Raw genomic sequence first — 26,228 nt, forward strand, 5'->3', positions numbered from 1 at the left:
CGCAGCTCATAGACCGCGGGCGATGCGCAGCACAATAGGGCTCGGATCGGGGAAGAAGATGGCGAGGCGATGGGCGGGCTTGGCATCCCACCAGCTCCGTCAAATCACGTAGAACCCGTGCGTGCCGTCGCGGCGGAGCTGCTCGACGAGGCCGTATTCCCAGTCGAGATAGGCCTGCATCGCAGCTTCGGCCACATCAGTGCCTTCATAAGGACGGCGGTAGCGGTGCGCCGGATCCGGCTTCGGCAAGATTTTCGGCGGGCCGACCTCGAGCGCTCCATTATAGCCGCCCTCGAGCACATAGACCTCCCAGCCCATCTGCGCCAGCCAGGATGCCGTCATGTCGGCGCGGACGCATCTGTCGTCGGTGAGGAGGATGCGCGCACCGCGCACGGGTGCCGCCATGTCGGTTTCCTGGACGAGCTGGCCGCCGGGATAATGGCGGAAGCCGGGGAGATGGCCGGCCGCATATTCCTCGGCATCGCGCACGTCGAAGCGATACAGCGTACGATGGGTCTGCGCGGCAAGCGCCGACATCTCGATCGCTCCGATATGGCGAACACCGGCGCGATAGGCGACATCGCGGGCATTGGCCGGACCGCCCTCGAATGGGCCGATTGCGCCGCGCCTGTCAGCGCCATGATCGAGCGCATGATGCGCCAGCGTCCAGCCGATGGTGCCGTTGCGCAGCGCGCGGACCCTGTTGGGCACGCCGGCATTGATCAGCGACTGAGTGCCGATGATCGAGCGGGTGCGGCCGGCGCAGTTGACGATGATCGTCGTCTCGGGATCTGGCGCGGCTCGTCCTGCCCGCAGCACCAGCTCCGCGCCGGGCACGCTGACCGAGCCCGGGATGTTCATGGTCGCATATTCGTCGAAGCGGCGGACGTCGAGGATGGCAATGTTGGCCTTGTCGGCGATCAGCTTTGCCACTTCATCGGCGCTCAGCGAGGGCGTGTGGCGGCGCGACTCCACCAGTTCGCCGAACGCCTTCGAGTAGGAATTGACGTCCTCGAACAGCTCAAAGCCCGCAGCGCGCCAGGCCGTCAGCCCGCCGTCGAGTGCGCTGATATTGGTGTAGCCGAGCGCAGCCAGACGCTCGGCTCCGGTCCCGACCAGCCCCTCCCCGTCATCATAGAGCACGATCGGCACAGCCTTGCGCGGCAGCCTGACCTCGGCCTCGACCGCAATCCGGTCGGCGGCCATGTTGGCGGCGAACAGCGGATGGCCGGTCGCGAAGGCCGCCTCGTATCTGAGATCGAGCAGCGCGATCTCTTCGCGCAGGAGCAGTGCGCGGCGGATATCGGCGGGAGTGACGGTCGGAAGCTTCATGGCGTGGACCCTAGGAAGGACAGGCCATGGGCTTTTGAACGATTGAAAGCGCCTTGGCTAGCCTTCTCGACTCACTCGCCGGGAATGAGTTGCCTGAGCGGCGGCTGCGCCGGGCGCCGCAGCTTGCGGCGCGACAGATAGAGCAGGATTCCCGTGACCGAGAACAGCGGCATCGAGACCGCGGCAATCATGAAGACGAGCTTGCCCGGCCAGCCCAGGATCGCGCCGCGATGGATGTCGTAGATCGCCGCGATGATCTTCTCACCGAACGTCTTGCCGTCATAGCGCTCGGCGGAGACCAGCTGCCCGCCAGCCGCATCGATGCGAAATTCGTCACGCGTGGCCTCGAGCGTGCGATCCTTCCCCCACGACCGGATCCGCATCACCGTGCCTGGGGCGGCCGGCAGCGTCAGCAAGGCCCTGGAGAAGCGGTCCCCCTCCTCGCGCCGGAACGTCGTCCATGCCTGGTCGAATCCGAGCGGCTGCGCGGGCTCGGAACGGTCGGCCGCCCGCGGCGGCTTTGGCGGCATCTTCGCAGCAGCGACCTGCGGGCGCGACAACAGCCAGGCGACTCCATCCCTGTACCATTCGAACGAGAACCACAGCCCGGTGAGCGTCATCACCAGATAAACCGGAAGCACCCAGGTGCCGATCACCGTGTGCAGCGAGCGGTGCAGTCCGCGGCCGCTGAGGGCGAGATTTGGCTTCAGCCACATCTTGACGCTGCCGGCCCGACGCGGCCAGCGCAGCACGAGGCCCGAAATCAGCATCAGGATCAGACCGAGCGCGACGGTGCCGGTGATCGGGCGTCCCCAGCCCTTGCCATCACCGGGGATCAGCAGCCAGCGATGCAGCCTGCGCACGGTCGCGAAGAACGCTTCGCCCCGCGGCGACCCCAGCACGCGCGCGTCGTAGGGATCGACATAGAGCGATGTCGGCCGCGCGCCCTGCTCGTCGCGCGCCAAGCGGATGTGGACCGCCGCCGCCGGATCGCTCGACAGCGTGACGGCCGAGACCTTGCCGACGTCTTGCGCCGCCTTCAGCCGGGCGACCAACTCGTCCGGCATCAGCGCCGGCATCTCGCGCGGTGCGACGCGCATGATGTCGGCGTTGAGATGATCGACGATCTCGTCCTCGAAACTCATGATCGCGCCGGTCAGCGCGATCAAAGCGAGCAGCAGCGCGAGCACCAGGCCCACGATGGAATGAACCTGAAGCAGGACAGACTTGATCGTTTGCCCCAGCCGCGCGGCCATCGCTAGAACTTCACCGTTGCCGACAGAGACACCCGTCGCGCGTCGCCGATGGCGACACCGAGATTGTTCTGAGCGGAGGCATAGTAGACGGTGTCGAAGAGGTTCTTGACGTTGAGCTGATAGATGACCGGCAGTGCCTGGTGCTTCGTCTCATAGGTGGCGAAGATATCCGCGACGACATAGGACGGCAGCACGAACGTGTTCAACGCATCGCCAGGCCGGTCGCCGACATAGCGCGCACCGCCGCCGAGCCTGAGCTGGCCGGGAAGCGCCGTGCCAAAATCGTAGACCAGATAGAGCGAAGCGGTGTTCATCGCAACGTTCTGCAACTGCTTGCCGGCTAGGTCGGATCCGCGGTCACACGCGCATCGGTGTAACCATAGCTTCCGATCATGCTCCAATTGTCGGAGAGCCGGCCGGTGACGTCGAGCTCGACGCCGCGCGAGCGGACCTTGCCCGCCGCGGTGTACACGTTGAGACCGGTTGCTGTGTTGAGCTGGCTGACCAGCACGTTCTGCTTCTCGATGTCATAAACCGCGAGCGTACCTGAGAGGCGCTTGTTGAGATCGAACTTGAGTCCAGTCTCGTACTGCGTGCCCTCTTCGGGCGCGATGTTCGATCCGAGCACGACGCCGCCGCCATTGCTCAACGGAGCAATGGTCGAGTTCGGCTTCAGCGACTGGGTGTAGCTCGCGTAAAGCGAGATCTGGTCGGTGAGCTTGAAGATCGCGCCGCCGAGCGGAAGCACCGCATCCGCCGAAACGTTGGTGTTGGTTTTGAACGGCTTTCCGCGCCCGGCGAGCTGATCATAATCCATGTAGCGTACGCCGCCGACCAGCGCGAACCGCTCGGTCAGATGCAGCGTGTCCTGGAAGAACAACGACCACTGGCCGAGCTTGTCGGTCTGGGCGCTGTCGCTATTCGAAACCGTCGTGCCCGGCCCGCTCAGACCGTAGACCGGGTTGTAGACATTGAAGGACGGGGCCGCCTGCCGGATCAGGTTGTCGCGGTAGATCGTGCGATACTGGCCGTCGCCGCCGAACAGCACCTCGTTGCGCATGTCGCCGAGCCAGAACCCGCCCGAGATGTAGGAGGTCCCGTAGCTCGAATTGCTCAGCGAACCCTGCGTGCCGTCATTGCTGCGCGTTTCAACGCCGGTCTTCGCGTTGACGCCGGTGATGCGGAGCTGGTTGGCGCTGAAGGTCTCGGTATTGTAGCTGTAGCCGGCAAACAGCTTCCAGTCCTGATTGAGGCGATGCTCGACCGACGTCTGGATCAGGTCGGATGTCCCCCACATGTTGTTGTAGGGCTCGTCGAGCCGGCGCGTCGCCGGGATCGCCAGCGGCGCGCCATTGACGAAGGCCGTGCCGCGGTCGAACGGAGTGATGAACTCGCGGTGTTCGTAGTTGAGCTGGACCGTGGTGTCCTGACCGTACCAGGCGAGCGACGGCGCCACCAGCATCTCGCGATGGCGGCCGAAATTGCGCCAGTAATCCTCGCTGACGCCATAGCCGATGAAGCGATAGGCAAGCCCGTGGTCGCCGATCGGGCCGGTGACGTCGAGCAGGCCGTCGGCGCCGGTCTTGGAGGCACTGAAGGCGGAACCGAGAAGAGTAACCGAGCCATGCTGATAGAGCTCGGGGCGCTTGCTGATGGTGTTGACGATGCCGCCGGGGTCCATGATGCCGTAGAGCAGAGAGGCAGGCCCCTTCAGCACTTCGACGCTCTCGACTGCGGGATTGAGACTGCGGCCCTGCACCAGCGGCATGCCGTTGCGCATGATCGAGCCGTCGCGATTGTCGCCAAAGCCGCGGCGGATCACTGCGTCCTGGGTGCCGGCGAGCGTGTTGGTCTGGGTGATGCCTGAGACATTGCCGAGCGCGTCGTCGATGTTGCGCGGCAGCTGATCCTTCAGCACCTGCTCGGGCACGACGTTGACGGCCTGCGAGGTGTCGAGCGGCGAGGCGCCACTGCGCAGCGTGGTCGCGCTCGGCATCGCGCCGTAGCCGAGCTTTGCGGCTTGCTGTGCGGCGGCTTCCGCGGCGGCACGCTCCGAGAGCGTCGGCGCTGCGGGTGCCGTATTGCGATTACGCTGGCGCGCGGCGGTTTGCGTGCGGCGGGAAGACTGGTCCGATGCGTGCGCCGGCTTCGGCCGCTGCGCCGGTGCCTCCACCGTCACCGGCGGCAAGGCCGATTGCGCCTGCGCGCCTGTCGTGTTGGGGGGACATTCGGCGAGCAGCACCGCCGCTCCAATGAGAAGACCGGCACGGCTCTTGCCGGCATGATGATGGCCGCTGGCGCATTGGCCATCCAGATGAGCACGCACGTTCGATTCACTTCCAGGTCAGACACGGCATTGAAGCTCGCGCGTCTAACAGCCGCCATGCGTGAAGAGAACCGCAACCGGACTTGAATCGCTCTAGTGTTGAATCGTTCTAAGAACGGACCGGCGCCGAATGGCAATCTCCAATTGCTGTCATGGCGCGCGCGGCACGCAGCACGCGAATTCGCTGCCGCGCGTCGCGATCTTGTGCAGGTTCACGCGAGCGCAGGGGCGATCAACGCGTCGAGCTTCCGCTTGAAAGCAGTGCCGTCGGACAACGCGCGGAGCGGCGGGCGCACGCGCAACCAGCCAGTATCGCCGCTCTGCGCCGCGAGGATCGCCTTCAACGTCGCGACCAGAGACGGCGTCTTCACCACGACGTCGATCGCAGCCTGCATGCGCGCCTCGACATCCTTGCCGTCGAGCATGCCCCTGACCAGCTCGGGCACGACATTGGCCATGCCGCAAATGGTGCCGGCGCCGCCCGCCGCGATCGCGCGGGTGATGTCGGCTTCGTTGCCGACGGTGATGGCGAGCTCGGGCGCGGCATTGCGGAACGCCTGGAACTGCTTGAAATCGCCGCTGGAGTCTTTCAAGCCGGCGACAATCTTGCCGTAGCGCTGGCGCAGGCTTGCTACGACTGTCGTCGGGATCGCGACGCCCGAGACCTGCGGGATGTGATAGAGCGAGGCGCGCAGCCGGTCGTCGGCGACACCATCGATGATCGCGGCAAAGGCATCCTCAATGCCTTCAGGCGTGACGTTGCGGTCGAAATAGGGCGGCAGCAGCAGCACGTGACGCAGGCCGAGGCCAAGCACGGCGCGCGTCAGCGCGATGCTGTCGGTGATGGCAGGAAAGCCGCCGCCGATTCCGATGCGCTCCGGCGCGATGCCGGCCTTGAGCATCGCTTCGATGGTTGCGACGCGTTCGCTGGCGTTGAATGAGGTGCCTTCACCGGTGGTGCCGAACAGGACGACGCCGTCGACGCCCTTGCTGAAGAGGTGCTTGGCATGGCCGGCGAGCCGGGCGTGATCCACACTGCCATCGGCCGCCAGCGGCGTCGCCGACGCCACCCAGAACCCGCGAATTGCCTCCGTCATTACACCGCCCTTTGCTGCCGGCCCGAACTAAGCCGCTGATCTCCAAACGATCTTCCGCGCTTACCGAGGCCGTTTTTGCTTTACTTTGGGTCTTGTACCTTACATACAAGATGGGCGCAAACCCTTTCCACCGTCCGGCGCGCATGAGGCGCAGCCGAAACCAGAGGAGGTCTCGCATGGACATGGTGACCCCCATTGAAGGCCCCGACCAAGTGTTCGGCGCGTTGCGCGACAGGCTCGGCGCGGCTGCGGTACTGACCGGCAGCGAGGTGCCGGCGCGCAATCGCAACGACTGGAGCGCGAGCCTGCCGCAAACCCCACTTGCTGTGATCCGGCCGCTCGATGCGCAAGGCGTCGCCGATGCGATCGCGACCTGCCGGCAGGCGCGATTGCCGTTCGTGCCGCAGGGCGGATTGACCGGGCTATGCCGTGGCGCTTCGCCCGAAGCGGGCTGGGTCGCGATCTCGCTGGAGCGCATGACCGGCATCGAGGAGATCGATCGCGCCTCCGCGACGATGACGGTGAAGGCAGGCACGCCGCTGGAGACGATCCAAAAGGCTGCGGACGAGGCCGGCCTCTTCTTTCCGCTTGATCTCGGCTCGCGCGGCTCCTGTGCGATCGGTGGCAATCTCTCGACCAATGCCGGCGGCAACCGCGTGATCCGCTACGGCATGACGCGCGAGCTGGTGCTTGGCCTGGAAGTGGTGCTGCCTGACGGCACCATCATCACCAGCCTCAACAAGCTGATGAAGAACAACGCCGGCTACGATTTGAAGCATCTCTTCATCGGCTCGGAAGGCACGCTCGGCATCATCACCCGCGTGGTGCTCAAGCTGTTTCCGAAGCCGCGCTCGACCATGGCGGCGCTCTGTGCGCTGAAGGATTATGCTGCGGTGATCGCGCTGCTGGATGCCGCGCGCAGCGGGCTTGGCCCGCTGCTGTCGGCGTTCGAGGTGATGTGGCCGGACTATTGGGACGTGATCACGCTGCGCGCCGGCGTGAAGCCGCCGGTCGCAGCAGGTCACGGCCTTTACGTGCTGGTGGAAGCGCAGGGCACCGACGAGAGCATTGATGCGCCGCGCTTCCAGAGCTGGCTCGAAGAACTGATGGAGGGCGGGCTGCTCGCCGACGCCGCTGTCGCGCAATCGCTGGCGCAGACGCAAGCCTTCTGGCGCGTGCGCGACATCTGCGCCGAGTTCGGCCAGGTGCTGGGCCCGCACATCTCCTACGACATCGGTCTTGCGGTGGCGCGAATGGACGAGTTCGTCACGCGCTGCAAGGCCGCGCTCGCGGACGGCATCAAGGGCTGCGAGAGCGTCTATTACGGCCATATTGGCGATGGCAACCTGCATCTCATCTCCTGGGTCACCGGCCTCTCCGTCGCGCAGCAGCCCAAGGGGGAGATGGATGCGATCATCTACGGTCTGGTGCGCGAGATGGGCGGCAGCGTCTCCGCCGAGCACGGCATCGGCACGCTGAAGAAGCAATGGCTGGGCCATGCCAGGAGCGAGGCCGAGATCGCGCTGATGCGCACCCTGAAGGCCGCGCTCGATCCCGATCACCTGCTCAATCCCGGCAAGGTGATCTGAGAGCACCATGCGATCGCTCAAGCTCGATCCGCCGAAATCGCTGGCGCTGCGCGTGATGCAGCGCCTGCGCCAGGCCATCATCGACGGCGAGTTCGCGCTGGGTGCCGCCATCTCCGAGGAGATGGTGGCGACTTCCTTCGGCGTCAGCCGCACGCCGGTGCGCGAGGCGATGGGACAGTTGCAGGCGCAAGGCCTCGTCGTGATCCGGCCGCAGGTCGGCAGCTTCGTGTTCACGCCGAGCGCCGAGGACATCAATGCGCTCTGCACCTTCCGCATCGCGCTGGAGCCCAAGGCGGCCGAGCTCGCCTTCCGCCACGACCGCGACGGTACGATTGCGGCGATGAGCGCAGCGATCGCGGCGATGGAGCCCGCGGTCACGGCGAAGGACAACATCGCCTATGGCCGCGCCGATGCCGCCTTCCACGAGGCGCTGTTCGCCCATTGCGGCAACCGCTATCTCGCCGAATCCTATCAGCTCGTCTCTGGCCGCGTCGCCGCGCTCCGCACCAATTTGACCTCACCGATCGACGTGCGCACCCGCACGTCCTTCGACGAGCATCGCAAGCTGCTCGATTTGTTCGCACGCGGCGAATTCGCCGCCTTCGAAGACCTGATGACGACGCACATCACCAATTCGGGCGTGGTCTATGCCAAGGCGCTGAAAGTAGAGGCGCTGAAGGTCGGCTAAGCGCCACTACGTCCCATCCTTCGGTCCCGGCCTGTCCAGGAAATCCAGCGCGGTGTTGATCTGTTCGAGTTGATGCTCGATCCTGTCGCGGTCCTCGACGGCTTGCGCCTTCTCGAGTTCCTCAACGAGCCTCTGCTTCCGCATCAGCAAGTTCTCTATGACCGTACCCACGGTTCCCCCATCGGCCGAGACTGGCGCCCCGGCGAATCTCGTTGCAAGCACGAGCGCCACGATCGTGAAGGCACGCACAAGCCGGGCTCGTGTCGAACCCTCAATCAGAATGTCTCTGCGAGCAGTTGGTTCCTGCTGCCGACAGTCAGTCCGTCACACGGATGGAACTCTCGTCTCACCGCGTCGGGCGATGCCCGCGAGCTCTCCACAACTCGGGGGCGGCTGATGGTAGGCTGCCAGGCGATCGCAGATTGCGCCGCCTGGCCCGATCGCACTATTTCTTGGTGATATTCCAGTAGACTGGGACGGCGCCTTTCACGATGCCGTCGACATTGCCGCGCACGGCCCGCACCAGGTAAAGCTGTGCAGCCGGCCAATACGGCACATAGTCGACAGCGCGGAGCTGGAGGTCGGCTGCGATCTTCCTTTTCTGCTCGGGATCTGTCGCAAACGCGAATTCATTGCGCAACTTCTCGATCTGCTCGTCGCAAGGCCAGCCAAACCACGCCTTGTCACAATTTGCGCGCAGCCCAAGGTGGCCGACCGGCTCGAACATGTCGGCACCTGTCGGTCCCGACATGAACAGCGACCAGCCGCCCTTGTCGACGGTTTCCCTGGACGCGCGGCGTCCGACCAGCGTGCCCCAGTCCATCGCCTGCGGCTCGATCTTGAGACCGATCTGCCGCATCAGCTGCTCGGCGACGAGGCTGAACGTATTGGTCGGCCCGCTTTCGGTCGCGTGCAGCACCACAACCGGCGTGCCGTCATAACCACTCTCGGCGATCAGCTTCTTGGCTTTTTCGATATCAGGCTTGGTCCAGCCGGCGGCGGTGAAATAGGGCGACGAGCACATATAAAAGCTCGGGCAGTTCTTGTAGAGCTTGGGATCGCTGACATAGGCTCGCGCGAATTTCTCCTGGTCGATCATGTAGCTGATCGCCTGCCGGACCTTTGGATTGTTGAACGGCGGGACCGTCGTGTTCATGCGGAACACCATTTGCATGCCGAGCGTGTCCTGAGGCATGGTCTTGATGTCGGAGTTGCCGGCAAGTGTCGGCAGGAAATCCGGCGGCACCTCCTCAAAAATGTCGATCTCACCAGCCTGCAGCGCATTCAGCGCGGTCTGCGCGTCCGGAATGTAATGCCATTCGACGCGGTCGACCTTGGCGAGCTTGCCGCCGGCGAGCCCGCTCGCCGGCTCCGAGCGTGGTTTGTAGGACGGGTTCTTGACATAGACGACCTTGGAGCCCGGCACCCATTCGTCCTTCTTCATGATGAAGGGACCGGAGCCGGTCGCATCCGTGATGGCGGTATCCACCGGCGTCGCCGCGATCGCCTTCGGCATGATGAAGGGCACGTTGGAGCTTGGCTTGGAGAGAGCCTCGATCACCAGCCCCCACGGGCGCTTGAGCTTCAGTTCGAAGGATTTTTCGTCCTTGACCGTCAGGCTGTCGCCGACGGAGGCAAGCTGTTGGCCAAGGCCATCGCGCTGCCACCAGCGCTTCAGCGATACGACCGCATCCTCCGCGGTGACCGGCTGGCCGTTGCTGAAGGTCAGGCCGCCGCGCAGCGTGAAGGTATAGGTGAGTTGATCGCCGCTGACCGCAAAGGATTCCAGCATCTGCGGCTGCGCGACGAGCTTCTCATCCAGCGAGAACAGCGTATCGTAGACCATATAGCCGTGATTGCGAACCATATAGTCGGACGTGATCACGGGATCGATCTGCTTGAGGTCGCCGAAGGGGCGGATCTTGAGCACCGTCTCCGCAGCCGCAGGCGATATTGCACCTAGCAAACTTGCCGCGATCATCACGGCAAATGTTCTGTTCGGCCAATTCATTTTGCTACTCCTCCCGTTGACCGTTTCTAGTTGACTGCATCGGCGGCTACGGCCCAGCCCGGACGCGAAGCATCGCAGCGCGGCAGCGACTGTGCGTGGTGACAGGCGACGGCATGGCCGGGCGCGATCTCGGTCATCACCGGCGCTTCTTTCGCGCAAATGTCCGTCGCGAACGGACATCGCGTCTGGAAGCGGCATCCGGACGGCAGCGAAGCGGCGCTCGGCACCTCGCCTTCGAGAGCCGCGCGGCGGCGCCGGTTGCGCGGGTGGATCGCGGGAACCGAATTGATCAACGCGCGCGTATAGGTATGCGCCGGTGCAGCGAACACGGCCTGCGCCGGCCCCTGCTCGACGATGGCGCCGAGATACATCACCGCCACGTCGTCCGCGAGATAACGCACCACGGCGAGATCATGCGAGATGAAGAGATAGGAGATTCCGATCTCCCGCTGCACCTCCTTCAGGAGGTTCAGGATTTGAGAGCGGATCGACACGTCGAGCGCGGCGACCGCCTCGTCTGCGACGATCAGCGCAGGATCTGCGGCGAGCGCCCGCGCGATGCCGAGGCGCTGCCGCTGCCCGCCCGACAGATGATGCGGCAGGCGTGAGCGAAAATGTTGGGGCAGGCCGACCTGATCGAACAGCCGCGCGACCTTACGCCGTCGCGATTGGCGTCGCCGATGCCAAAATTCAGCAACGGCTCTTCGACGATCTCCGCCGCCGTCATGCGCGAGTTGAGGCAGGCGTAGGGATCCTGGAACACCATCTGCACCTGCCGGCGCTTCTTCCGCAGCGTCTCGCCGGAGAGACTGCCAAAATCCTCGCCATTGATGCGGACGGAGCCGGCCGTCGGCTGCAACAGGCGCACGATCATGCGGCCGATCGTGGTTTTGCCGCAGCCGCTTTCGCCAACGAGGCAGAAGGTGCGTCCGCGCGCGACGGCGAAGCTGACGTCGTCGACCGCGCGAAGTTCGCGCCGGCCAAACAGGCCGAACGGCCCCTTCCGTGAGGTGAAGATCCGGGTCAGACCGGAGACTTCGAGGACAGCACTCATGCGGGCCGCTCCGCGCCGGCCCTGCCCAGCCAACATGCCGTCAGGTGCTCGCTCGCGCCCGATAGCAACGGCAGCTCGGACTGACACACCGGCATTGCCTCGCAGCAGCGCTGGCGAAAGGCGCAGCCGGTGCCGAGCGAAGCCGGGCTCGGCACGCTACCAGGGATCTCGGCGAGACGACCGCGCGTGCCGCTATTGAGTTGGCCGATCGCACCAAGCAGGCCGCGCGTATAGGGATGGGCCGCGGCATCGAAAATGTCGTTGACAGCGGCCTGCTCGACGATGCTGCCGGCATAGAGCACAACGACACGGTCGGCCATTTCAGCGACCACCCCGAGATCGTGCGTGATCAGCAGCACCGACGTGCCGAACTCGCGACGCAGATCGTCGATCAAGGTCAGGACCTGAGCCTGGATGGTGACGTCGAGTGCGGTGGTCGGCTCGTCGGCAATCAGCAATGCGGGGCGCAGAGCGAGCGCCATCGCAATCATCACCCGCTGCCGCATGCCACCGGAGAGCTGGTGCGGATACTCGAAGGCCCTCCGTCGCGCATCGGGAATGCGGACGAGATCGAGCAGCCCGATCACCTGCCGCCGCGCATCCGCCTCGGACACGCCACGATGCTCGACGATCACCTCGGCGATTTGCTCGCCAACCCGCAACAGCGCTTCCTTGTAAGGCACGTTGACCATGTCCAGATGATTCACGCGCGAGAATTCGCCGAGGGCCATTGCCGGTGACCCGGAAGAGGCGAACCAGTTGAACGCGCCGTGCCTCTCTCGCGCGGCGCTTGTTTCCGCCCTATTACGAGCCAGGATCGTACTTGGCATTCTCGGCCGGCTCACATCGGAGAAGAGTCCAGAAGATGCCGTACGCATCGCGCGCGCCGGCTGCCTCCTCGGGGGCGGCCAGGGTGAGGTTGCGACGGTCGATGTCGGCGATGGTAGGTTGGTGGTCGAGCTGCGACATGTTCTCCTAAGGCAGGAACGCCCCCGTGGCAGCCGAGTTAAGCCGGCAAAATCACCTATTGGAGGAGGTAAGTCATGGCCCGCGCAACAGCCCATCCGGATCATCACTGCATCTCAAGCGAGGACATCCAGGGAACCGAGGTTTATGGAGCCGATGGAAAGAACATCGGTGAGATTGATCACCTCATCATCGACAAGGTGTCAGGCCGCGTCGCTTATGCCGTCATGAGCTTCGGCGGATTTGTCGGCTTGGGTCACAGCCACTACCCCATTCCTTGGGGCGCTCTGAAATATGATACGTCGCTTAACGGTTTTCGAACCAACATCACCGAGCAACAGCTGAGGGACGCGCCTGAGTTCAGCGATGATTCCTGGCAGGATCGAGACTGGGAAACGCAAACCCACCGGTATTATGGGACGCCCACCTACTGGGAAGGACGTGGCGGCCTATAACGCCAGGCGGCGCATCAGAAACTTCCAATCGTGAGTGCCGGCTGAATTGATCGGCCGGCCCTCATTGCCGTTCATTGCTCAGTCGAGGCGAAATCACCGATAGCCATAGCCATCAAGCTCGATAGCGGTGGCGTCGGCGCCGGGCTTCGAATCGTCAATTCGTTACCGAATATATCGGTCAGCTTCCGTCCCTTCGGAATATCCCCGATCTCCGTGCTGCAGCTCATCTGTGACAAGTTGTGCAGCACGAGCACGAATTTGCCGCCGTGGGGGCAGTCGTTCCCGGAAGTTGTGGCAATGAGGCCTGGGGCGGCATGCCCGATCCGCTGATAGACCGTCGGCAGATTGGCCGTGATGATCGATCCCGTCAGGAAGGGGACGGTCACGGCGGCGGAGAGCGCTCAAGCAATTGACTCGCCCTGTTATGTAACATATAAAGTTACATGAAACGTGACTCCCGACTATCCGGCGTGCTGCACGTCCTGCTGCACATGGCGCAGCAGCCGGGGCCGTTCACGTCCGAGACCCTGGCCAAAGCCATGGATACCAACCCGGTGGTGATCCGGCGCGTCATGGCGGGCCTGCGCGAGCTTGGTTACGTCCGCTCCGAGAAGGGGCATGGTGGCGGTTGGACGCTCGCGTGCGATCTTTCGAAGGTGACGCTGCGCGACATCTACGCCGCGCTCGGCAGTCCCGCGCTGCTGGCGATGGGCAACCGGACCGAGGCGCCGGGTTGCCTAGTCGAGCAGGCGGTGAATGCCGCGCTCGATCTGGCCTTTCACGATGCGGAGGCGCTGCTGCTGTCGCGCCTCGGCGAGGTGACGCTGGCGATGCTCGGCGACGACTTTCGCAAGCGCCTCGGGGCTCGCAAGCATCAAGGCATGCGCGCGCATCACGCGTGACGAGCCGATTCAGCAAGGACGACGTCATGGCCAATATTCAAGACATGTTTTCCGATCCGCAAGCCGTGGCGAATTACACCGACGGACCGCCGCGGTTCGTTCCCGGTTACAATGCGATGCTGTCGATGGCGGCGATCCTCCTGGCCGAGCGCGCGCGCGACGATGCGCGGATCCTCGTCCTCGGCGCCGGCGGCGGCCTGGAGTTGAAGACGTTTGCGCAAGCGCAGCGGGGCTGGAGCTTCGACGGTGTAGACCCGTCCGCGGCAATGCTGGCGCTCGCCAGGCAAACCCCATAGGCGTTAAGGTAGCGCGAGCATCGATTGATACGGACGTTTTCGAGGAGGCTCGCGCAGGTGCCGCCCAAGCGCTCGCTTTCTGCGGCGGAAGCAACGGATGGTTGGTTGTGGAATGATCGCTTGTAGCAAGGATGCAACGAGTTGTTGCAAAACACGCCAAGCGCCGGGTGCCGTCAGGCGGCCTGCATCCAGCGGGGAGAGTCCTCGAAGTCGCGGGCAAGCGGCTCGAGCAGCAGGATGATCAAGAGGTGTGCCAGCAAGTAGGGCTTGGCGGAGCGCGGATCGGTTCCAGGTGGCGTCTTGAGACCAATCAGACTCTTCAGTCGCTTGAAGCCAAGTTCGATGCGCCATCGCAGTCGATAGAGCGCGAGTACATCCTTGGTGGAGAACTCGTCCCGTGCGAGCGACGTGACCAGAATGACCCAATCCGCGGCTTCCAGAGTTTCTTTGGAGATGACGCGGTTTTCGTCTTGTGCGTCGCGCCGGGCTTTACGACGCGAAGCCGCGACTGCACCGGCGGGCTTCTTGACTGCGACCAGACGCATAGCCAGAGGCGCACCGTCCTTGCGTTTGATCCAAATCCTCCGATCGATCAGTCCGTGCGCCTTCGCCGCACGCAATTGGGCCATCAGATCGAACGGAAGGCCTTTGGCATCAAGCCAACGTGCGTTCTTCCAGCCCGCTCGGATCAAAACGTCTGCCCCGGCGTCGCGGACAGCGGCGATGCGGTCAGGTTGCAGATAAGCGCGGTCAGCAATGCGGATCTCGTTCTTGACCACCGGTATCCGGTCAAACGTTTCGCCCTCTTGCTGATCTGTCAGCTCGAAGTGACCAAAGCGCTCATATGGCAGATCGAATGCACTATGAACGCGCCAAAGCTCACTGTTCCTGCGCGCAGCCGGTCCTGCCTGAGGCACTGTCGTCGCATCGATAATGCGGATCAGGCGGCCTCGGCTCGCCTTCGGGGCTGCCGCAGCGAGCAAGCCCTCCACCAGCACTGCAAACCAATCGCCACATTGACGCAGGCGATAGAACAACGCCACGCTGCTGAGGTCGGCAAGGCCAACAGAAGCGGCCCATGCGGCTGTCGATCTCAACCCTCTTTCACCCAGACAATAGGCCAGCATCAGCCGAAGTAACGACACCGCATCTGGAATTTGGCGCCGCCGCACGAAAGCCTTCGTCTGGCGCGCACTTATTTCAAGCTGCGCAGCCCCGCCGAGCTGCGCAACCACTCTCGTCCAGTCCTCGTTCAGAAGCGATTCGTCTGCCATCCCGCCTTGGAATCACGTGTGATTCCAACACTCAAGAATAAACTTAACGCCTATGAGGCAAACCCTGGGACCGCTCGCGACGCGCGCGCGGCTGCACCAGGGCTATATCGACGATGCGCCGGAAGGACCGTTCGACGGCGCCAGTTGCCTCCTGACCCTGCACTTCGTCGACGTCGCGGAGCGCCGCCGCATCGCCGCGGAGATCCGCCGCCGCCTCAAGCCGCGCGCGCCCTTCGTGGTCGCCCATCTCAGTGCGCCTGACGGCGATGAGGAGCGCCCGCTATGGCTGTCGCGATACTCCGCGTTCCTGGCCGCGTCGGGCGTCGAGCCCGACAAGGCGACGGCGGCGCGCGACGCGGTCAGCAACCATCTGGACATTCTCACGCCTGCGCAGGATGAGACGGTTTTGCATGAGGCCGGCTTCTCCGAGCCGGCCCTGTTCTACACCGGCTTCACCTTCCGCGGCTGGGTGGCCTACGCTTGAAGCGTCGCGGCTTCGTCAACACGACCGGGCATTCATGCAAACCGGATGCGCCCGGGCGCGCGTTCATGACCCTCAATTAGTCGACGTTCGTTCTGCGCTCAAAACCGGGCGTGGCGAGTTCGCCCCTGCGAATCGGAAAGGGGCACAGCCGACCTTACTGGATCGGCCACTATCGGCGGACATTGGTTGATGCCCGCGGCACAAGAAACGGACTCCGCCTCGCACGCATGCGTTGATGGAACCGGAGTTCAGCTCGCGTTGTCGGGGCGGAGTCGTCACAGCAGTATGGCGATAGAGACGGCCTGTATACGTGAGTATAGTCGTCACGAGGCATATTCCTGGTCGATCATTGGCCGCTGCGAGGCCAGGTTCGACCCGCCGTGCATCGTTAGCGATCGCCGATGCTGTTTGCCACTCCGGGCGAGAGACAGGCCCACCATCCGGTAGAAGAATGCCTCGATTGATCCATCGCTCGTGAGCAAGAGGTGATCATGCAACATCCGATTCAAGTGCCGTCGGGCGCGCTCGATTCGAATGAGCGCAAGCGCCCCGAGGAGGCACTGCGCGAGAGCGAGGAGCGCTTTCGCACGCTGGTGCAATTCTCCTTTGATGTGTACTGGGAAACTGACGCGCAGCATCGCTTCATCCGCCAGGAGTTCGCTGAGACACTTCTCGAACCGCCCGTCTCCGAAATCGGCAGGACACGATGGGAGGTCCCTCATCTGGAGCCTGATGCAGAGGGCTGGCGCAAGCACCGGGAGATGCTCGATGCCCACCTTCCGTTTCGCGATTTCGAGCTCGCGCGGCCGACGCCCGACGGCGGCAAGCGCTATGTGTCCGTCTCTGGGCTGCCCATCTTTGACGACACCGGGCACTTCATGGGCTACCGCGGTGTGGGGCGCCACATCACGGAGCGCAAGCGCGCCGAACAGGCGCTGATCGAGAGCGAGGCCCGCTTCCGTACCTTCGTGGATCACGCGACCGACATGTTCATGCTCTACAGCGAAGACGGTCGCGTTCTCGATGTGAATCGAAATGCCTGCGAAAGCCTCGGCTACAGCCGGGGCGAACTGGTTGGTGCAACTGCCTCCTTCTTCGATCTGCAGATGGATCAGGCGGCCTGGCGTATCAACCGCGAGCGCCTCAAGGCCGGCGGCATCGCCACGCTCGAGAGTCGCTATTGCCGAAAGGACGGCACTTTGTTTCCCGTCGAAGTCCGTATGCGGGAATTCTGCGAGGGCGGCCGGTCGCAGATCATTTGTCTGAGCCGCGACATAACCGAACGCAAGCGAACCGCCGAGACGTTCCGCGAGATGCAGGCTGAACTAACCCACGCCAATCGCGCGGCGGCAATGGGCCAGGTCACGGCTTCGGTGACACACGAACTGAGCCAACCGATCACCGCGATGCTCTGCAACGCAGAGGCCGCACTGACCTGGCTAGACAGGCAATCTCCGGATCTCGAAAAGGCACGGCAGGCGCTCGCATCCATCGTCGCAGAAGCCAAGCGAGGCGGCGAGATCATCGGTTGGATCCGTTCCCTAATCAAGAAAACTCCGGCGCCGAAGGAGAGCGTCGACCTCAATGGTGCAATCCTGGACGTGATCACCATAGCCCGGAGCGAGCTGCTCAAGCATGACGTCTTGGTCCAGACCGACCTCGCACCGGGCTTACCGCTCGTGAAGGGCTATCGCGTCCAGCTGCAACAGGTCGTTCTCAATTTGATCCTCAACGCGATCGAGGCAATGAACTGCCTCGACGTTGGCAGACGGGAGCTGCGGATCAGCACGGCTGCAGATGCCTCGAGTCTCGTCGTTGTCGCCGTGCGGGACAATGGTCCCGGACTTGACGTAGCAATAATTGACCGCTTGTTCGAGCCCTTCTACACCACCAAGCCGGACGGCACCGGCATGGGCTTGTCGATCTGCCAATCGATCATCGAGGCGCACGGAGGACGACTTTGGACTCGTGCGAATGAACCACGGGGGGCCGTGTTTCTGTTTAATCTGCCTTCGGAACAGGGGTGATCCTCGTCGCTTTTCATCAGCGGGCGCCCCAACTTTCCTCCAGCCGACGTATCGCAAACGCTCGTGGTGATGCTTACCTTGGCTTGATGAAAAAGATCGGATTCCTCTCCTTCGGGCACTGGACCCCCTCCCCGCAATCGCAGACCCGCTCTGCCAGCGACACGCTGCTGCAATCGGTCGAGCTCGCCGTCGCGGCGGAGCAACTGGGTGCCGACGGAGCCTATTTCCGCGTGCATCATTTCGCGCGGCAGCTGGCCTCTCCTTTTCCGCTGCTTGCGGCCGTCGGCGCCAAGACCAGCAGGATCGAGATCGGCACGGCCGTCATCGACATGCGCTACGAGAACCCGCTCTACATGGTGGAGGACGCCGGAAGCGCGGACCTCATCTCCGGCGGCCGACTCCAGCTCGGCATCAGCCGCGGCTCGCCCGAGCAGGTGATCGACGGCTGGCGCTATTTCGGCTATCGGCCGGCCGAGGGCCAGAGCGATGCCGACATGGGGCGGCGCCACGCGGAGGTCTTCCTCGACCTCCTGCGCGGCGAAGGTTTTGCCGAGCCCAATCCGCAGCCGATGTTTCCCAATCCGCCCGGGCTGCTGCGCCTCGAGCCGCATGCGCAGGGTCTGCGCGAACGGATCTGGTGGGGCGCCGGCTCGAACGCGACCGCGGTGTGGGCGGCGAAGCTCGGCATGAATTTGCAGAGCTCGACGCTGAAGAACGACGAGACCGGCGAGGCTTTTCACGTGCAGCAGGCCGCGCAGATCCGCAGCTTTCGCGCGGCGTGGAAAGACGCCGGCCACGCCCGTGAGCCGCGCGTCTCCGTCAGCCGCAGCATTTTCGCGCTGGTGGACGATCGCGACCGCACCTATTTCGGCGGCGAGCGCGGAAGCGAAGACCAGATCGGCTTCATCGACCCGCGCACGCGCGCGATCTTCGGCCGGAGCTATGCGGCGGAGCCGGATGTGCTGATCGAGCAGCTGCGGCAGGACGAGGCGATTGCCGAGGCCGATACGCTGCTGCTGACCATTCCGAACCAGCTTGGTGTGGACTACTGCGCGCATGCGATCGAGGCGATCCTCACACATGTCGCGCCTGCGCTGGAGTGGCGGTGACGCAAGCTGCATCCGATCATAAATATTCTTGATGGAGAGGCCGCGCTGTCGCGCGACCCGATCGATGTCATGCTATCCTGGTCTTCCTGACAGCGAGCTTGTCGCCATTCGCCGGGTTGCGCTATGAATCAGCACCTGTCCCTCGTCAGCCTTCTGGTCGCGGACTATGATGAAGCGATCGCCTTCTTCACGCGCACCCTGAATTTCGAGCTTTGCGAGGACACGCCGCTCGATGGGGGCAAGCGCTGGGTGGTGGTGCGGCCGCGGGGCGATGTTGGCTCCGGCCTGCTGCTGGCGCGGGCGGACGGTCCGGCGCAGACCGCGCGCATCGGCGACCAGACCGGTGGGCGCGTCCTCCTGTTCCTGGAAACGGATGATTTCGAGCGCGATCATGCGCGCATGACCGCTGCCGGCGTGCGTTTCGTCGAGACGCCACGGCACGAGGCTTATGGCGTGGTGGCGGTTTTCGAGGATCTCTGTGGCAATCGCTGGGACCTGATCGAATCGGTCAAGCGCAGTTGAGGCACGCGCCGCCGCTTCCCGCCTCGCGCAGATTCATCCCGTCTTCGTCCCCGTGATGACGGCCAGCGCCTCGATCAGGCGGTCGAGATCGATCTCATCGGTGAAGAGCGCTGGAGTCACACGGATGCACTGGCCCCTGGCGACGCCGGCCCGGCGCACCGTCATGATCTTGTGGCTGTCCCGGAGTTTCGCAACGATCGCCTCGTTGTCGGCCTTGCCAGTCTTGCCGGCGAGGCGGAAGGACGTGATCGCGCCATATGAGCCGGCTTCATCCGGCGTCAGGATCTCGATGTCCCTAAATCCGCGGACGCGGCTCACCCAATAGTCGCGCAAATGGCGCAAGCGGGCTTGCTTCGCCGCCGCGCCGATCTGCTGATGCAGCGCCACGGCCGTGGGCACCGTCAGCACCGTCGCGAAATTGACCGTGCCGGTATGCACCCGCGAGCGGATATCGCTCTCCGGAAAATCCTCGTCGCCCATGTCGCGATCGATGGCCGCGAGGCGGTCCTTCCTGATGTAGAGGAAGCCGACGCCGAGCGGCGCGCCGATCCATTTGTGCAGATTGAATCCGACGAAATCGGCCTCGAGCTCACTCACCCGGAAGTCGATCTGTCCCCAGGAATGAGCGGCATCGACGATGGTGTCGATGCCCTTGGCCTTCGCCATGCGGGCGATCTCGGCGACCGGCATGACGAAGCCGGTGCGATGGCTGACATGGGTCAGAAGGAGAAGTCTCGTCTTCGGGTTCGCCTCGATGGCGCGGGCGTAGGCGTCGAGCACCGCCTGGCGGGTGGCGGGCTCCGGCACGTCGAACTTGACGACGTCGACGCCGCGACGCGCCCTCAGCGCGTTCATCGCATACTGCATCGAATCGTAGTCGAGATCGGCATAGAGCACGGCATCGCCCGGCTTCAGCCTGTTGTAACCGCCGATGAGGAGCTGCAGCGCTTCGGTCGCCCCGCGGGTGAGCGCGATCTCCTCAAGTGTCGCGCCGACCGCCTCCGCCACCTTGGCGCGCACGGCCTCGAAATCCGTACCCGCACGCAGCCGCGCGTAATAGGTGTTCTGATAGTTGACCATGTCGGACTGGCGGATGAACTCGCGCCTCACGGGCTCGGCCATGATGCCCCAATAGCCGTTCTCCAAATTGACGACATCAGGCGTGACGGCATAGAGCCCCTTCACATCCGTCCAATAGGCCTTGTCGGTAGCGACAGCGGCCGCCGGACCGGTCGGCTGCGCCGGAAGGCTCTCGGCGGCAAAAGCCGGCGCGGCAAGCGGCGCCACCGCTGCCGCCGCGAGGCCCTTGAGCATCGAGCGGCGGTCAGCCGAAATCGTCTTGATCAGTTGCATGTCAGCTCTCCCCAGAGCGTTTTCGAGCGAAGTGATGTCCGGCTCGCATCAAGAAAACGCGTCAAGCAATCATCCAGAGCTCCGCTTCGATGTCATCGAAATGGAAGAGGCCCTGGCGCGCGGGGGAAAAGAGCAACGGACGATGCAGCTAAGATGACCGGAGCATGACAATGCGATGATCTCAGCCAATGTCGGGCTTCACTAGGAGCGCCGGGCTACGTCACGGGCTGGTAGCGCGAGATCTGCTCGAGCCCGGCTTCCTCGTTGGCGACGGTCTGCATCCTCACATGGCTGCCGATGACGAGGCCAGCAAGCGAGAGCATCAGGCCCAGCGCGAGCGGCGCGAACAAGGCCTCTTCCTGAAACAATCCGTTGAGCAGCACGACCATGACGCCGAAGCCGGCGAGCCCTTGTGTCAGATATCCTGACGAGGCGTACAGGCGCCAGGCTTTGAGGGCCATCGCACAATAGAAGGCGAGCGGCACGAAGGCCGCGATGCCCATCTGGTACAGGAGGACGCCGATCGCGCTTTCGACCGCGCCGTCGATCGTTCCGGCGGCCTGCGCAGCACTCCAGTCGATCGAGAAATAGCTCTCCGACAAATTGCCGCCGACGCCGAGACCCCGGCCGAACGGTCTCTCCAAAAATCCGTTCAACCCGCCCATCAGGCCGATGACGTGATAGTCGCCGATCTGCAGGCCGACGCGGATCGCGAGAATCGCGAACGCGATGAGGCCTAGGATGCCAAGCAACAGCGTCACCACGGCGCCGAGCAGACGGGTCGATATCCAGGCCGCAGCCACGAAGATCACCACGATGAGCGCTCCCTTCACACTGCAAAAGACCAGGAGCGGCAAGGCCGCGAGCGCCAGGAACGGACGCCCCACCGAGAACAGGAACAGGGCGAGAAAGCCGATCCCGTAGGCGAAGCTGATCGGATGCATGTTCGGGCCGTGGATGCGCAGCATCTTCGACAGGCCGAATCCTTCGAGCAGGGGCGTGTTCAGGAAGTCGAAGCTGAAACGGTCCTTCAGGTTGACGGGCACGTTTCCGGTGGCGCGCATCTCGGCTTCCCAGACGCCCGAATGGGTCGCCTTGAGCTCGTCGAAGCCCCAGAACGTATAGCCGTTGGTGATGGCCAGCCAGAGGTCCCGGAACGCGAGCTCGACGTAACCGCACAGCATGAGGATGACCGCGAGGGTCACCAGGAACGGCGTGATGCGCACCTCATAGGTCGCGGCCGTCAGCAGTGACACCTGAAACAGAAATAAAGGAAGCACGATGTTGCGCAGATAGACCGCGGCGGCCTGTCCGTTCTGGCCGAAGCCGATCGCGAAATACAGCGACACCACGGCGAGGGTGGCGACACCCCAGCGCATGATCCTGTTCACGTCGTTCGACTGCTTCCTCTGGCCCAGCACGTACAGAGCGAACGTCGCCAGCCACATGACGGAGCAGACAAGGAAATTGTAGCCCTTGATGAAGTCGAGATCGGATGGGAGCGGGATCAGGGGCGACAGGATCGAGACGAACAGATTCTGGAAGAACAGGACGAAGATCGCGACGGCCGGCGCATAGGTCGGGACCGCAACGACAATGGCGATGCCGATGAGGACCTCGACGGTGATGGCCAGCGCCGGATTGGCAAGGTGCAGAACCGGCGCAAAGCCGATCGTTGCCATGGCGATGCAGAAGATCGGGACCAGCTCGCGCCAGGCCGGCGGGGATGGTCCGGCCTGCACGCTCTGCCCGTGCGGTGAGTACCCGGCACTCATCGATTGTCCTTTGGCATCATCGCGCAGGATCACGGTAGCCGGGCGATGCGTAAAGTTTCGTTAACGATCGCGGCGCGCGGCGGGAGCTCGGATCGCGCCGAGCAGCGCCCGCATCACGTCGGGATCGGCCCTGCCGGTGGCGGCGTCGACCAGGCCGAAACCCTGCGCCAGCTCCCAATGCGTCCAACCCCAGCAATGCTCGCGAGCATAGGCCGTGACCTCCGCCAGCCAGCGCAACCGGCTCTCCCTGGGCGCACCGGCTTTCAACACGCCGAATTCATTCACGATGATCGGCCGTGAAAATTGCTGCTGCCAGGCGAAGCCGGGCGCGAGCCAGCGATCGACCGCGGGCTTGTCCTTGGCAGCGGCAATCGCGGTGTCGAGCATGCCGAGCGCCTTGACCGCATTTCTGTCCTGCAAGTCCTGGCGAAGCGCCTGCACGGCCGGATCGCCGGCACTGATCGGGTAAGGCAACCCGCGGATGTGGTGCAGCGGATCCTGTTCGTCCCAGTGGCCCTGATGGGTGAACACCATCGGATCATAGAAGTGGATGGCGTAGACGACGTCAGGGTCTGCCAGCGGACGAAACCCCGGCAGCGAGTCCGCGCGCTGCCAGTTGACCGGACCGACGATCAGGGTGGTGGCGGGCAGCAATCCGCGAACGAAGGCGGCGAGCGCCTCGACCTCCCTTTGCCACCGGTCGGCCTCGATATCGGGCTCGTTGAGCAGCTCGGCAAAGACGCGGTCGTCAGGATAGGATCGCATGACATCTGCAAGGGCGCGCCAGGCCTCCTGCATCTCGCGCAGCGCCGCGTCCGGATCATCCTTGTGCAGGCGATTGAAGCGCTCGCCCGGATGAAGATCGACGGACGTGGAATAGCCGAGCGAGGTGAGCTGCTTCAACGCGTTGCCGAGCACGCGCAGCGTCGCCTCGCGCTCGGCCTTCGCGGCAAAGCGCGGCATCACCCGTTCCGCCGGCACCGGCAAGCGGACATGACTCATGCCCGCCCTGCGCAGCTGCTGCAGCAGCGCGCGGCTGGGCGGCGCACCGTTGATCCAGCCGTCGGCATTGAAGCCGCGAGACAGTGCGGCAAGCCTCTCCGGCGCAACCGTCGACGGCAAGGACACGCAATTGTCGGCGAAGACCGGCGAGCCGAATGAGATCGACAGCAGCATCGCCGCGATCAGCAGACGGCGGCGCGACGCCGGCATCGTCAAACCGCAAGACCCAATGCGCCCCCCTCGGGGTGAGGCGCCACCGAACCTGGGGGCACATGATTGACGACGAGGCCGGTCGACACCGCCGCATATTTCGACAGCGCCGTGGTCACCCTGCGCATTGCGGACGAGCCGAGCTCGCCGGCGCGCGCCACCAGGACGATCAGGTCCGCGTGCGCGGCCAGGGCAATGGCGTCGGGCTGCAAGGCGAGATTGCTGGCGTGGACGACGATCAGGTCGAACTCCGCACGAATATCGTCCTCGGGCCTCGCATCGGGTTTTCGGCCGGCGCTCAGGAGCTCGTCGATCGACTGAAGTCCCGCCGTGGTCGAGCCGTCGTGCCATTCGGTCACCGGCGGCTGGTGGCCTGCGAATTCCGGCTGGAGCCGGATCAGCACGCTCATCATGCCCCGATTCACCGCGGCGCGATTGAGGGAGCGCGCGACCGTGTTGCCGCCTGCGCTCTTGCCGACCGACAACACCAGCGCAACTTTGCAGCCGTGCACCGGCACCCGGTCGATGCGTTCGAGCAGCGGCCGCAGATGCTGGCCGAGATCGAGCTCGGCGGCCGCGGTGATCGGTCTTTGCCAGACCGAGTTGGTCCCGGTCCCTCGCGCCAGCTCGGGGATGCGGGCCCAGAGCGGGAGGCTGGGCATCGCCTCGGCTCGGCGCGCGGCGGCGGCCGCAGGCTGGACTTCCCGGCCGGGCGCCTCCTCCGCTTCCACAGATGCAGGCGCCTGAACGGATTCGGGCTTATCGGCGGACACGCTCGTCGTCACCGCAACGGCGGCGGTCGACGTCAACAGCGAGCCGATCGCCAATGCCGCGAGCAGCAAGGCGAGCGGCGGACGCGTCGAGCGCAGTGGCGGAATGGCAATCGAGGCGATCTTGGTCTGGGACGCCTGTAGCTGACGCTGCTCATTGGTGGTCTTGAACCGCGACAGGAACTGCTCGTAGATGTTCCTGTTGGCATCGGCATCGCGCTGCAGCTCCTGCAGCTTCACCAGCGCCTGGCCGTCGACCAGCATCTTGGTCTCGACCGCCTTGAGCTGCTTTTCCAGCGCGTTCTGCTGCTCCAGCTGGGCCTCATACTCGGATTTGGCCGTGTCGATGTTCTTCTTCCGCTCGATCTCGATCTGCCGGTTGATATCCGCCAGCTGGCTGTAGGAGATCGCGAGGTCGGGATGGCGGTCGCCATACACCGCCTTCTTCTGCGCAATCTGGTCATTCAGGGCCGAGCGCTGCGCGCGCAGCATGCTGAGGAGGTCCTGCTTCACTGGCCCTTCGACATTGGCCTTGACGTCGCGCTGCACCTGCTCGTAGCGCGCCTTGGCCTCCTCGGTGCGCGCGCGCGCGGCGGAGACCTGCTGCGTGAGATCGGTCACCCGCAATTGCTGCGTGGTGGATTCCTTGCCGGCATTGACGATGTTGTGCTCGAGGCGGAAGGCGGCGACGGCGTCTTCCGACGCGCGCAGGCGCTCGCTCAGCGTCTTCAGCCGGTCCTTTAGCCAGTCGGCGGCCTCGTCCGTCGCCTCGGTGCGGACGCGGCCCTGGCTGGCAACGAAGGCCTCGGCGATGGCATTGGCGTAGTAAGCGGCCCGGTCCGGGCGGTTCGAGGTGAAGGAAATCGCAATGACGTAGGTGAGCCCGCGCCGGGTGATCTCGAGGCGGTTGCGGAATTTTTCGAGCAGGCGCGTCATGTCGGTATAGCCGCCCGCAACGTCCTCGTCGTCCGCGATCTTGAGCTGCTCGATCAAGGGGCGGAGAAAGCCGTCGGATTTGGCGATCTCGATCTGGCTCTGAAGCGCCGCGGCATCCTGGCCGATGCCGGGCAGCACGTCCTGATCCGAGGTCACGCGCAACTCGCGGGGATCGAGCACGACCAGGGCCGTCGCGGCGTAGCGGACCGGAAGGACCATCAGAACGACGACGCCGAGGGCGAACAGCGCCAGGGCCAGCGTCAGAATGCGCCGGCCGTTCTCGCGCAGAAAGGCGAGCGTGCCGGAGACGGTCAGCGATCCCTTGATCAGTCCCGGCCCGGTGCCGTCAGGCTTCGCCTTCGCAGCCCGCGGTGCTTCCCACGAAGCCGCTTGCTCCGTCGGGGCGATGCTTCGCGGAGATGCGCGGCTACCGAACGCCATGGGATTGGACTCGAAATCAACTTGACTGTCATAGCTCAGAGACTTGTTGCACCGTAAATATCCATGGTTAACCGCCGGTTACGGCCGCGCGCAGCCATCGCGGCCGATTAAGCCGGCGACCAGTGCCGCCCTGCCGTCTCAGGAGGTCGGATTGCATGAGAATCGCGCAATGGGTGAGGCCGGAACCCCTCACCCGGATCGCATCTTATGATGCGATCCGACCTCCCCCTCCGGGAGAGGTGACGACTCAGCTGATGTTCAGAAGGATGCGTCCCTATCGTGCGCCGGCGCTGTCGACAGCCGGATCGGATTCTGCAGCGACGCCAAGACGCATGGAACGGGAATGCGGGGCT

22 protein-coding genes and 3 pseudogenes are annotated in these 26,228 nt (G+C 64.3%); 9 read left to right on the top strand and 16 right to left on the bottom strand.

Annotated features, from left to right (window positions below; translation table 11 throughout):
* Window positions 1–99 precede the first annotated feature (99 nt).
* The 4 genes and pseudogenes from P6U29_RS39025 to P6U29_RS39040 form a co-directional block, all read right to left on the bottom strand.
* The gene (locus P6U29_RS39025) at window positions 100–1,332 is read right to left on the bottom strand and encodes a rhodanese-like domain-containing protein (protein WP_407115405.1); all 1,233 of its coding nucleotides are present in this window, start codon (window positions 1,330–1,332) and stop codon (window positions 100–102) included.
* A 71-nt stretch (window positions 1,333–1,403) separates the two neighbouring features.
* The gene (locus P6U29_RS39030) at window positions 1,404–2,588 is read right to left on the bottom strand and encodes a PepSY-associated TM helix domain-containing protein (RefSeq protein ID WP_407115406.1); all 1,185 of its coding nucleotides are present in this window, start codon (window positions 2,586–2,588) and stop codon (window positions 1,404–1,406) included.
* A gap of 2 nt (window positions 2,589–2,590) precedes the next feature.
* Window positions 2,591–4,914 (bottom strand): annotated as a pseudogene (locus P6U29_RS39035) (TonB-dependent siderophore receptor).
* 212 nt (window positions 4,915–5,126) lie between these two features.
* Window positions 5,127–6,011, bottom strand: coding sequence for a dihydrodipicolinate synthase family protein (locus tag P6U29_RS39040; protein WP_407115407.1), 885 nt, complete (start codon window positions 6,009–6,011; stop codon window positions 5,127–5,129).
* Between the two features lie 176 nt (window positions 6,012–6,187).
* On the opposite strand from P6U29_RS39040, the gene P6U29_RS39045 reads away from it, so the two are divergent.
* Entirely contained in the window at window positions 6,188–7,600 is a 1,413-nt protein-coding gene (locus P6U29_RS39045) for an FAD-binding oxidoreductase (RefSeq protein WP_407115408.1), read from the top strand.
* A gap of 7 nt (window positions 7,601–7,607) precedes the next feature.
* Window positions 7,608–8,288: a GntR family transcriptional regulator gene (locus P6U29_RS39050; protein ID WP_407115409.1), complete on the top strand. Its 681-nt coding sequence runs from the start codon at window positions 7,608–7,610 to the stop codon at window positions 8,286–8,288.
* Window positions 8,289–8,294: 6 nt separating this feature from the next.
* On the opposite strand, the gene P6U29_RS39055 is transcribed toward P6U29_RS39050, so the two are convergent.
* The 6 genes from P6U29_RS39055 to P6U29_RS39080 form a co-directional block, all read right to left on the bottom strand.
* Entirely contained in the window at window positions 8,295–8,537 is a 243-nt protein-coding gene (locus P6U29_RS39055) for a hypothetical protein (protein ID WP_407115410.1), read from the bottom strand.
* 196 nt (window positions 8,538–8,733) lie between these two features.
* On the bottom strand, window positions 8,734–10,299 hold the full coding sequence (locus P6U29_RS39060) for an ABC transporter substrate-binding protein (RefSeq protein ID WP_407115411.1): 1,566 nt from the start codon (window positions 10,297–10,299) through the stop codon (window positions 8,734–8,736).
* A gap of 26 nt (window positions 10,300–10,325) precedes the next feature.
* A complete protein-coding gene (locus tag P6U29_RS39065; RefSeq protein WP_407119554.1) occupies window positions 10,326–10,943 on the bottom strand; it encodes an oligopeptide/dipeptide ABC transporter ATP-binding protein in 618 nt (205 codons plus the stop codon).
* The gene (locus P6U29_RS39070; RefSeq protein WP_407115412.1) at window positions 10,826–11,353 is read right to left on the bottom strand and encodes an ATP-binding cassette domain-containing protein; all 528 of its coding nucleotides are present in this window, start codon (window positions 11,351–11,353) and stop codon (window positions 10,826–10,828) included. The genes P6U29_RS39065 and P6U29_RS39070 overlap by 118 nt, the downstream gene beginning before the upstream one ends.
* The gene (locus P6U29_RS39075) at window positions 11,350–12,060 is read right to left on the bottom strand and encodes an ABC transporter ATP-binding protein (RefSeq protein ID WP_407115413.1); all 711 of its coding nucleotides are present in this window, start codon (window positions 12,058–12,060) and stop codon (window positions 11,350–11,352) included. The genes P6U29_RS39070 and P6U29_RS39075 overlap by 4 nt, the downstream gene beginning before the upstream one ends.
* 97 nt (window positions 12,061–12,157) lie before the next feature.
* Window positions 12,158–12,322 (bottom strand): hypothetical protein, encoded by a 165-nt coding sequence (locus P6U29_RS39080; protein WP_407115414.1) that lies wholly within the window; start codon window positions 12,320–12,322, stop codon window positions 12,158–12,160.
* A 74-nt stretch (window positions 12,323–12,396) separates the two neighbouring features.
* On the opposite strand from P6U29_RS39080, the gene P6U29_RS39085 reads away from it, so the two are divergent.
* Window positions 12,397–12,774, top strand: coding sequence for a PRC-barrel domain-containing protein (locus P6U29_RS39085; RefSeq protein WP_027575501.1), 378 nt, complete (start codon window positions 12,397–12,399; stop codon window positions 12,772–12,774).
* Between the two features lie 71 nt (window positions 12,775–12,845).
* Here the strand turns inward: P6U29_RS39085 and P6U29_RS39090 are convergent, their stop codons facing one another.
* The gene (locus P6U29_RS39090) at window positions 12,846–13,160 is read right to left on the bottom strand and encodes a hypothetical protein (protein WP_407115415.1); all 315 of its coding nucleotides are present in this window, start codon (window positions 13,158–13,160) and stop codon (window positions 12,846–12,848) included.
* Window positions 13,161–13,217: 57 nt separating this feature from the next.
* Between P6U29_RS39090 and P6U29_RS39095 the strand changes: the two genes are divergently transcribed.
* Together P6U29_RS39095 and P6U29_RS39100 are read left to right on the top strand one after the other, a co-directional pair.
* Complete coding sequence (locus P6U29_RS39095) at window positions 13,218–13,676, top strand: Rrf2 family transcriptional regulator (RefSeq protein ID WP_407115416.1); 459 nt, start codon at window positions 13,218–13,220, stop codon at window positions 13,674–13,676.
* A gap of 26 nt (window positions 13,677–13,702) precedes the next feature.
* Window positions 13,703–13,966: pseudogene (locus P6U29_RS39100) on the top strand (methyltransferase); the annotation flags it as partial.
* Between the two features lie 179 nt (window positions 13,967–14,145).
* Here P6U29_RS39100 and P6U29_RS39105 read toward each other — a convergent pair.
* Entirely contained in the window at window positions 14,146–15,246 is a 1,101-nt protein-coding gene (locus P6U29_RS39105; protein WP_407112594.1) for an IS4 family transposase, read from the bottom strand.
* Window positions 15,247–15,304: 58 nt separating this feature from the next.
* Here P6U29_RS39105 and P6U29_RS39110 point away from each other — a divergent pair.
* The 4 genes and pseudogenes from P6U29_RS39110 to P6U29_RS39125 all read left to right on the top strand — a co-directional run.
* Window positions 15,305–15,730 (top strand): annotated as a pseudogene (locus P6U29_RS39110) (methyltransferase); the annotation flags it as partial.
* Between the two features lie 491 nt (window positions 15,731–16,221).
* Complete coding sequence (locus P6U29_RS39115; protein ID WP_407115417.1) at window positions 16,222–17,757, top strand: PAS domain S-box protein; 1,536 nt, start codon at window positions 16,222–16,224, stop codon at window positions 17,755–17,757.
* An 86-nt stretch (window positions 17,758–17,843) separates the two neighbouring features.
* On the top strand, window positions 17,844–18,866 hold the full coding sequence (locus tag P6U29_RS39120) for an LLM class flavin-dependent oxidoreductase (RefSeq protein WP_407115418.1): 1,023 nt from the start codon (window positions 17,844–17,846) through the stop codon (window positions 18,864–18,866).
* Window positions 18,867–18,989: 123 nt separating this feature from the next.
* Window positions 18,990–19,388, top strand: a complete 399-nt coding sequence (locus P6U29_RS39125) for a VOC family protein (RefSeq protein ID WP_407115419.1) — start codon at window positions 18,990–18,992, stop codon at window positions 19,386–19,388.
* A 33-nt stretch (window positions 19,389–19,421) separates the two neighbouring features.
* Here the strand turns inward: P6U29_RS39125 and P6U29_RS39130 are convergent, their stop codons facing one another.
* From P6U29_RS39130 to P6U29_RS39145, 4 genes are all read right to left on the bottom strand, one after another.
* On the bottom strand, window positions 19,422–20,741 hold the full coding sequence (locus tag P6U29_RS39130) for an aminotransferase class V-fold PLP-dependent enzyme (RefSeq protein WP_407115420.1): 1,320 nt from the start codon (window positions 20,739–20,741) through the stop codon (window positions 19,422–19,424).
* Between the two features lie 215 nt (window positions 20,742–20,956).
* A complete protein-coding gene (locus P6U29_RS39135) occupies window positions 20,957–22,516 on the bottom strand; it encodes a hypothetical protein (RefSeq protein WP_407115421.1) in 1,560 nt (519 codons plus the stop codon).
* Window positions 22,517–22,576: 60 nt separating this feature from the next.
* Window positions 22,577–23,728, bottom strand: coding sequence for a glycoside hydrolase family 5 protein (locus tag P6U29_RS39140; protein ID WP_407115422.1), 1,152 nt, complete (start codon window positions 23,726–23,728; stop codon window positions 22,577–22,579).
* Between the two features lie 2 nt (window positions 23,729–23,730).
* Window positions 23,731–25,875 carry a GumC family protein gene (locus P6U29_RS39145; RefSeq protein WP_407115423.1) on the bottom strand — a complete coding sequence of 715 codons (2,145 nt, stop codon included), beginning with the start codon at window positions 25,873–25,875 and terminating at the stop codon, window positions 23,731–23,733.
* Window positions 25,876–26,228 lie beyond the last annotated feature (353 nt).

The sequence above is a fragment of the Bradyrhizobium sp. LMG 9283 genome (assembly GCF_045571415.1).
GTDB lineage: Bacteria > Pseudomonadota > Alphaproteobacteria > Rhizobiales > Xanthobacteraceae > Bradyrhizobium.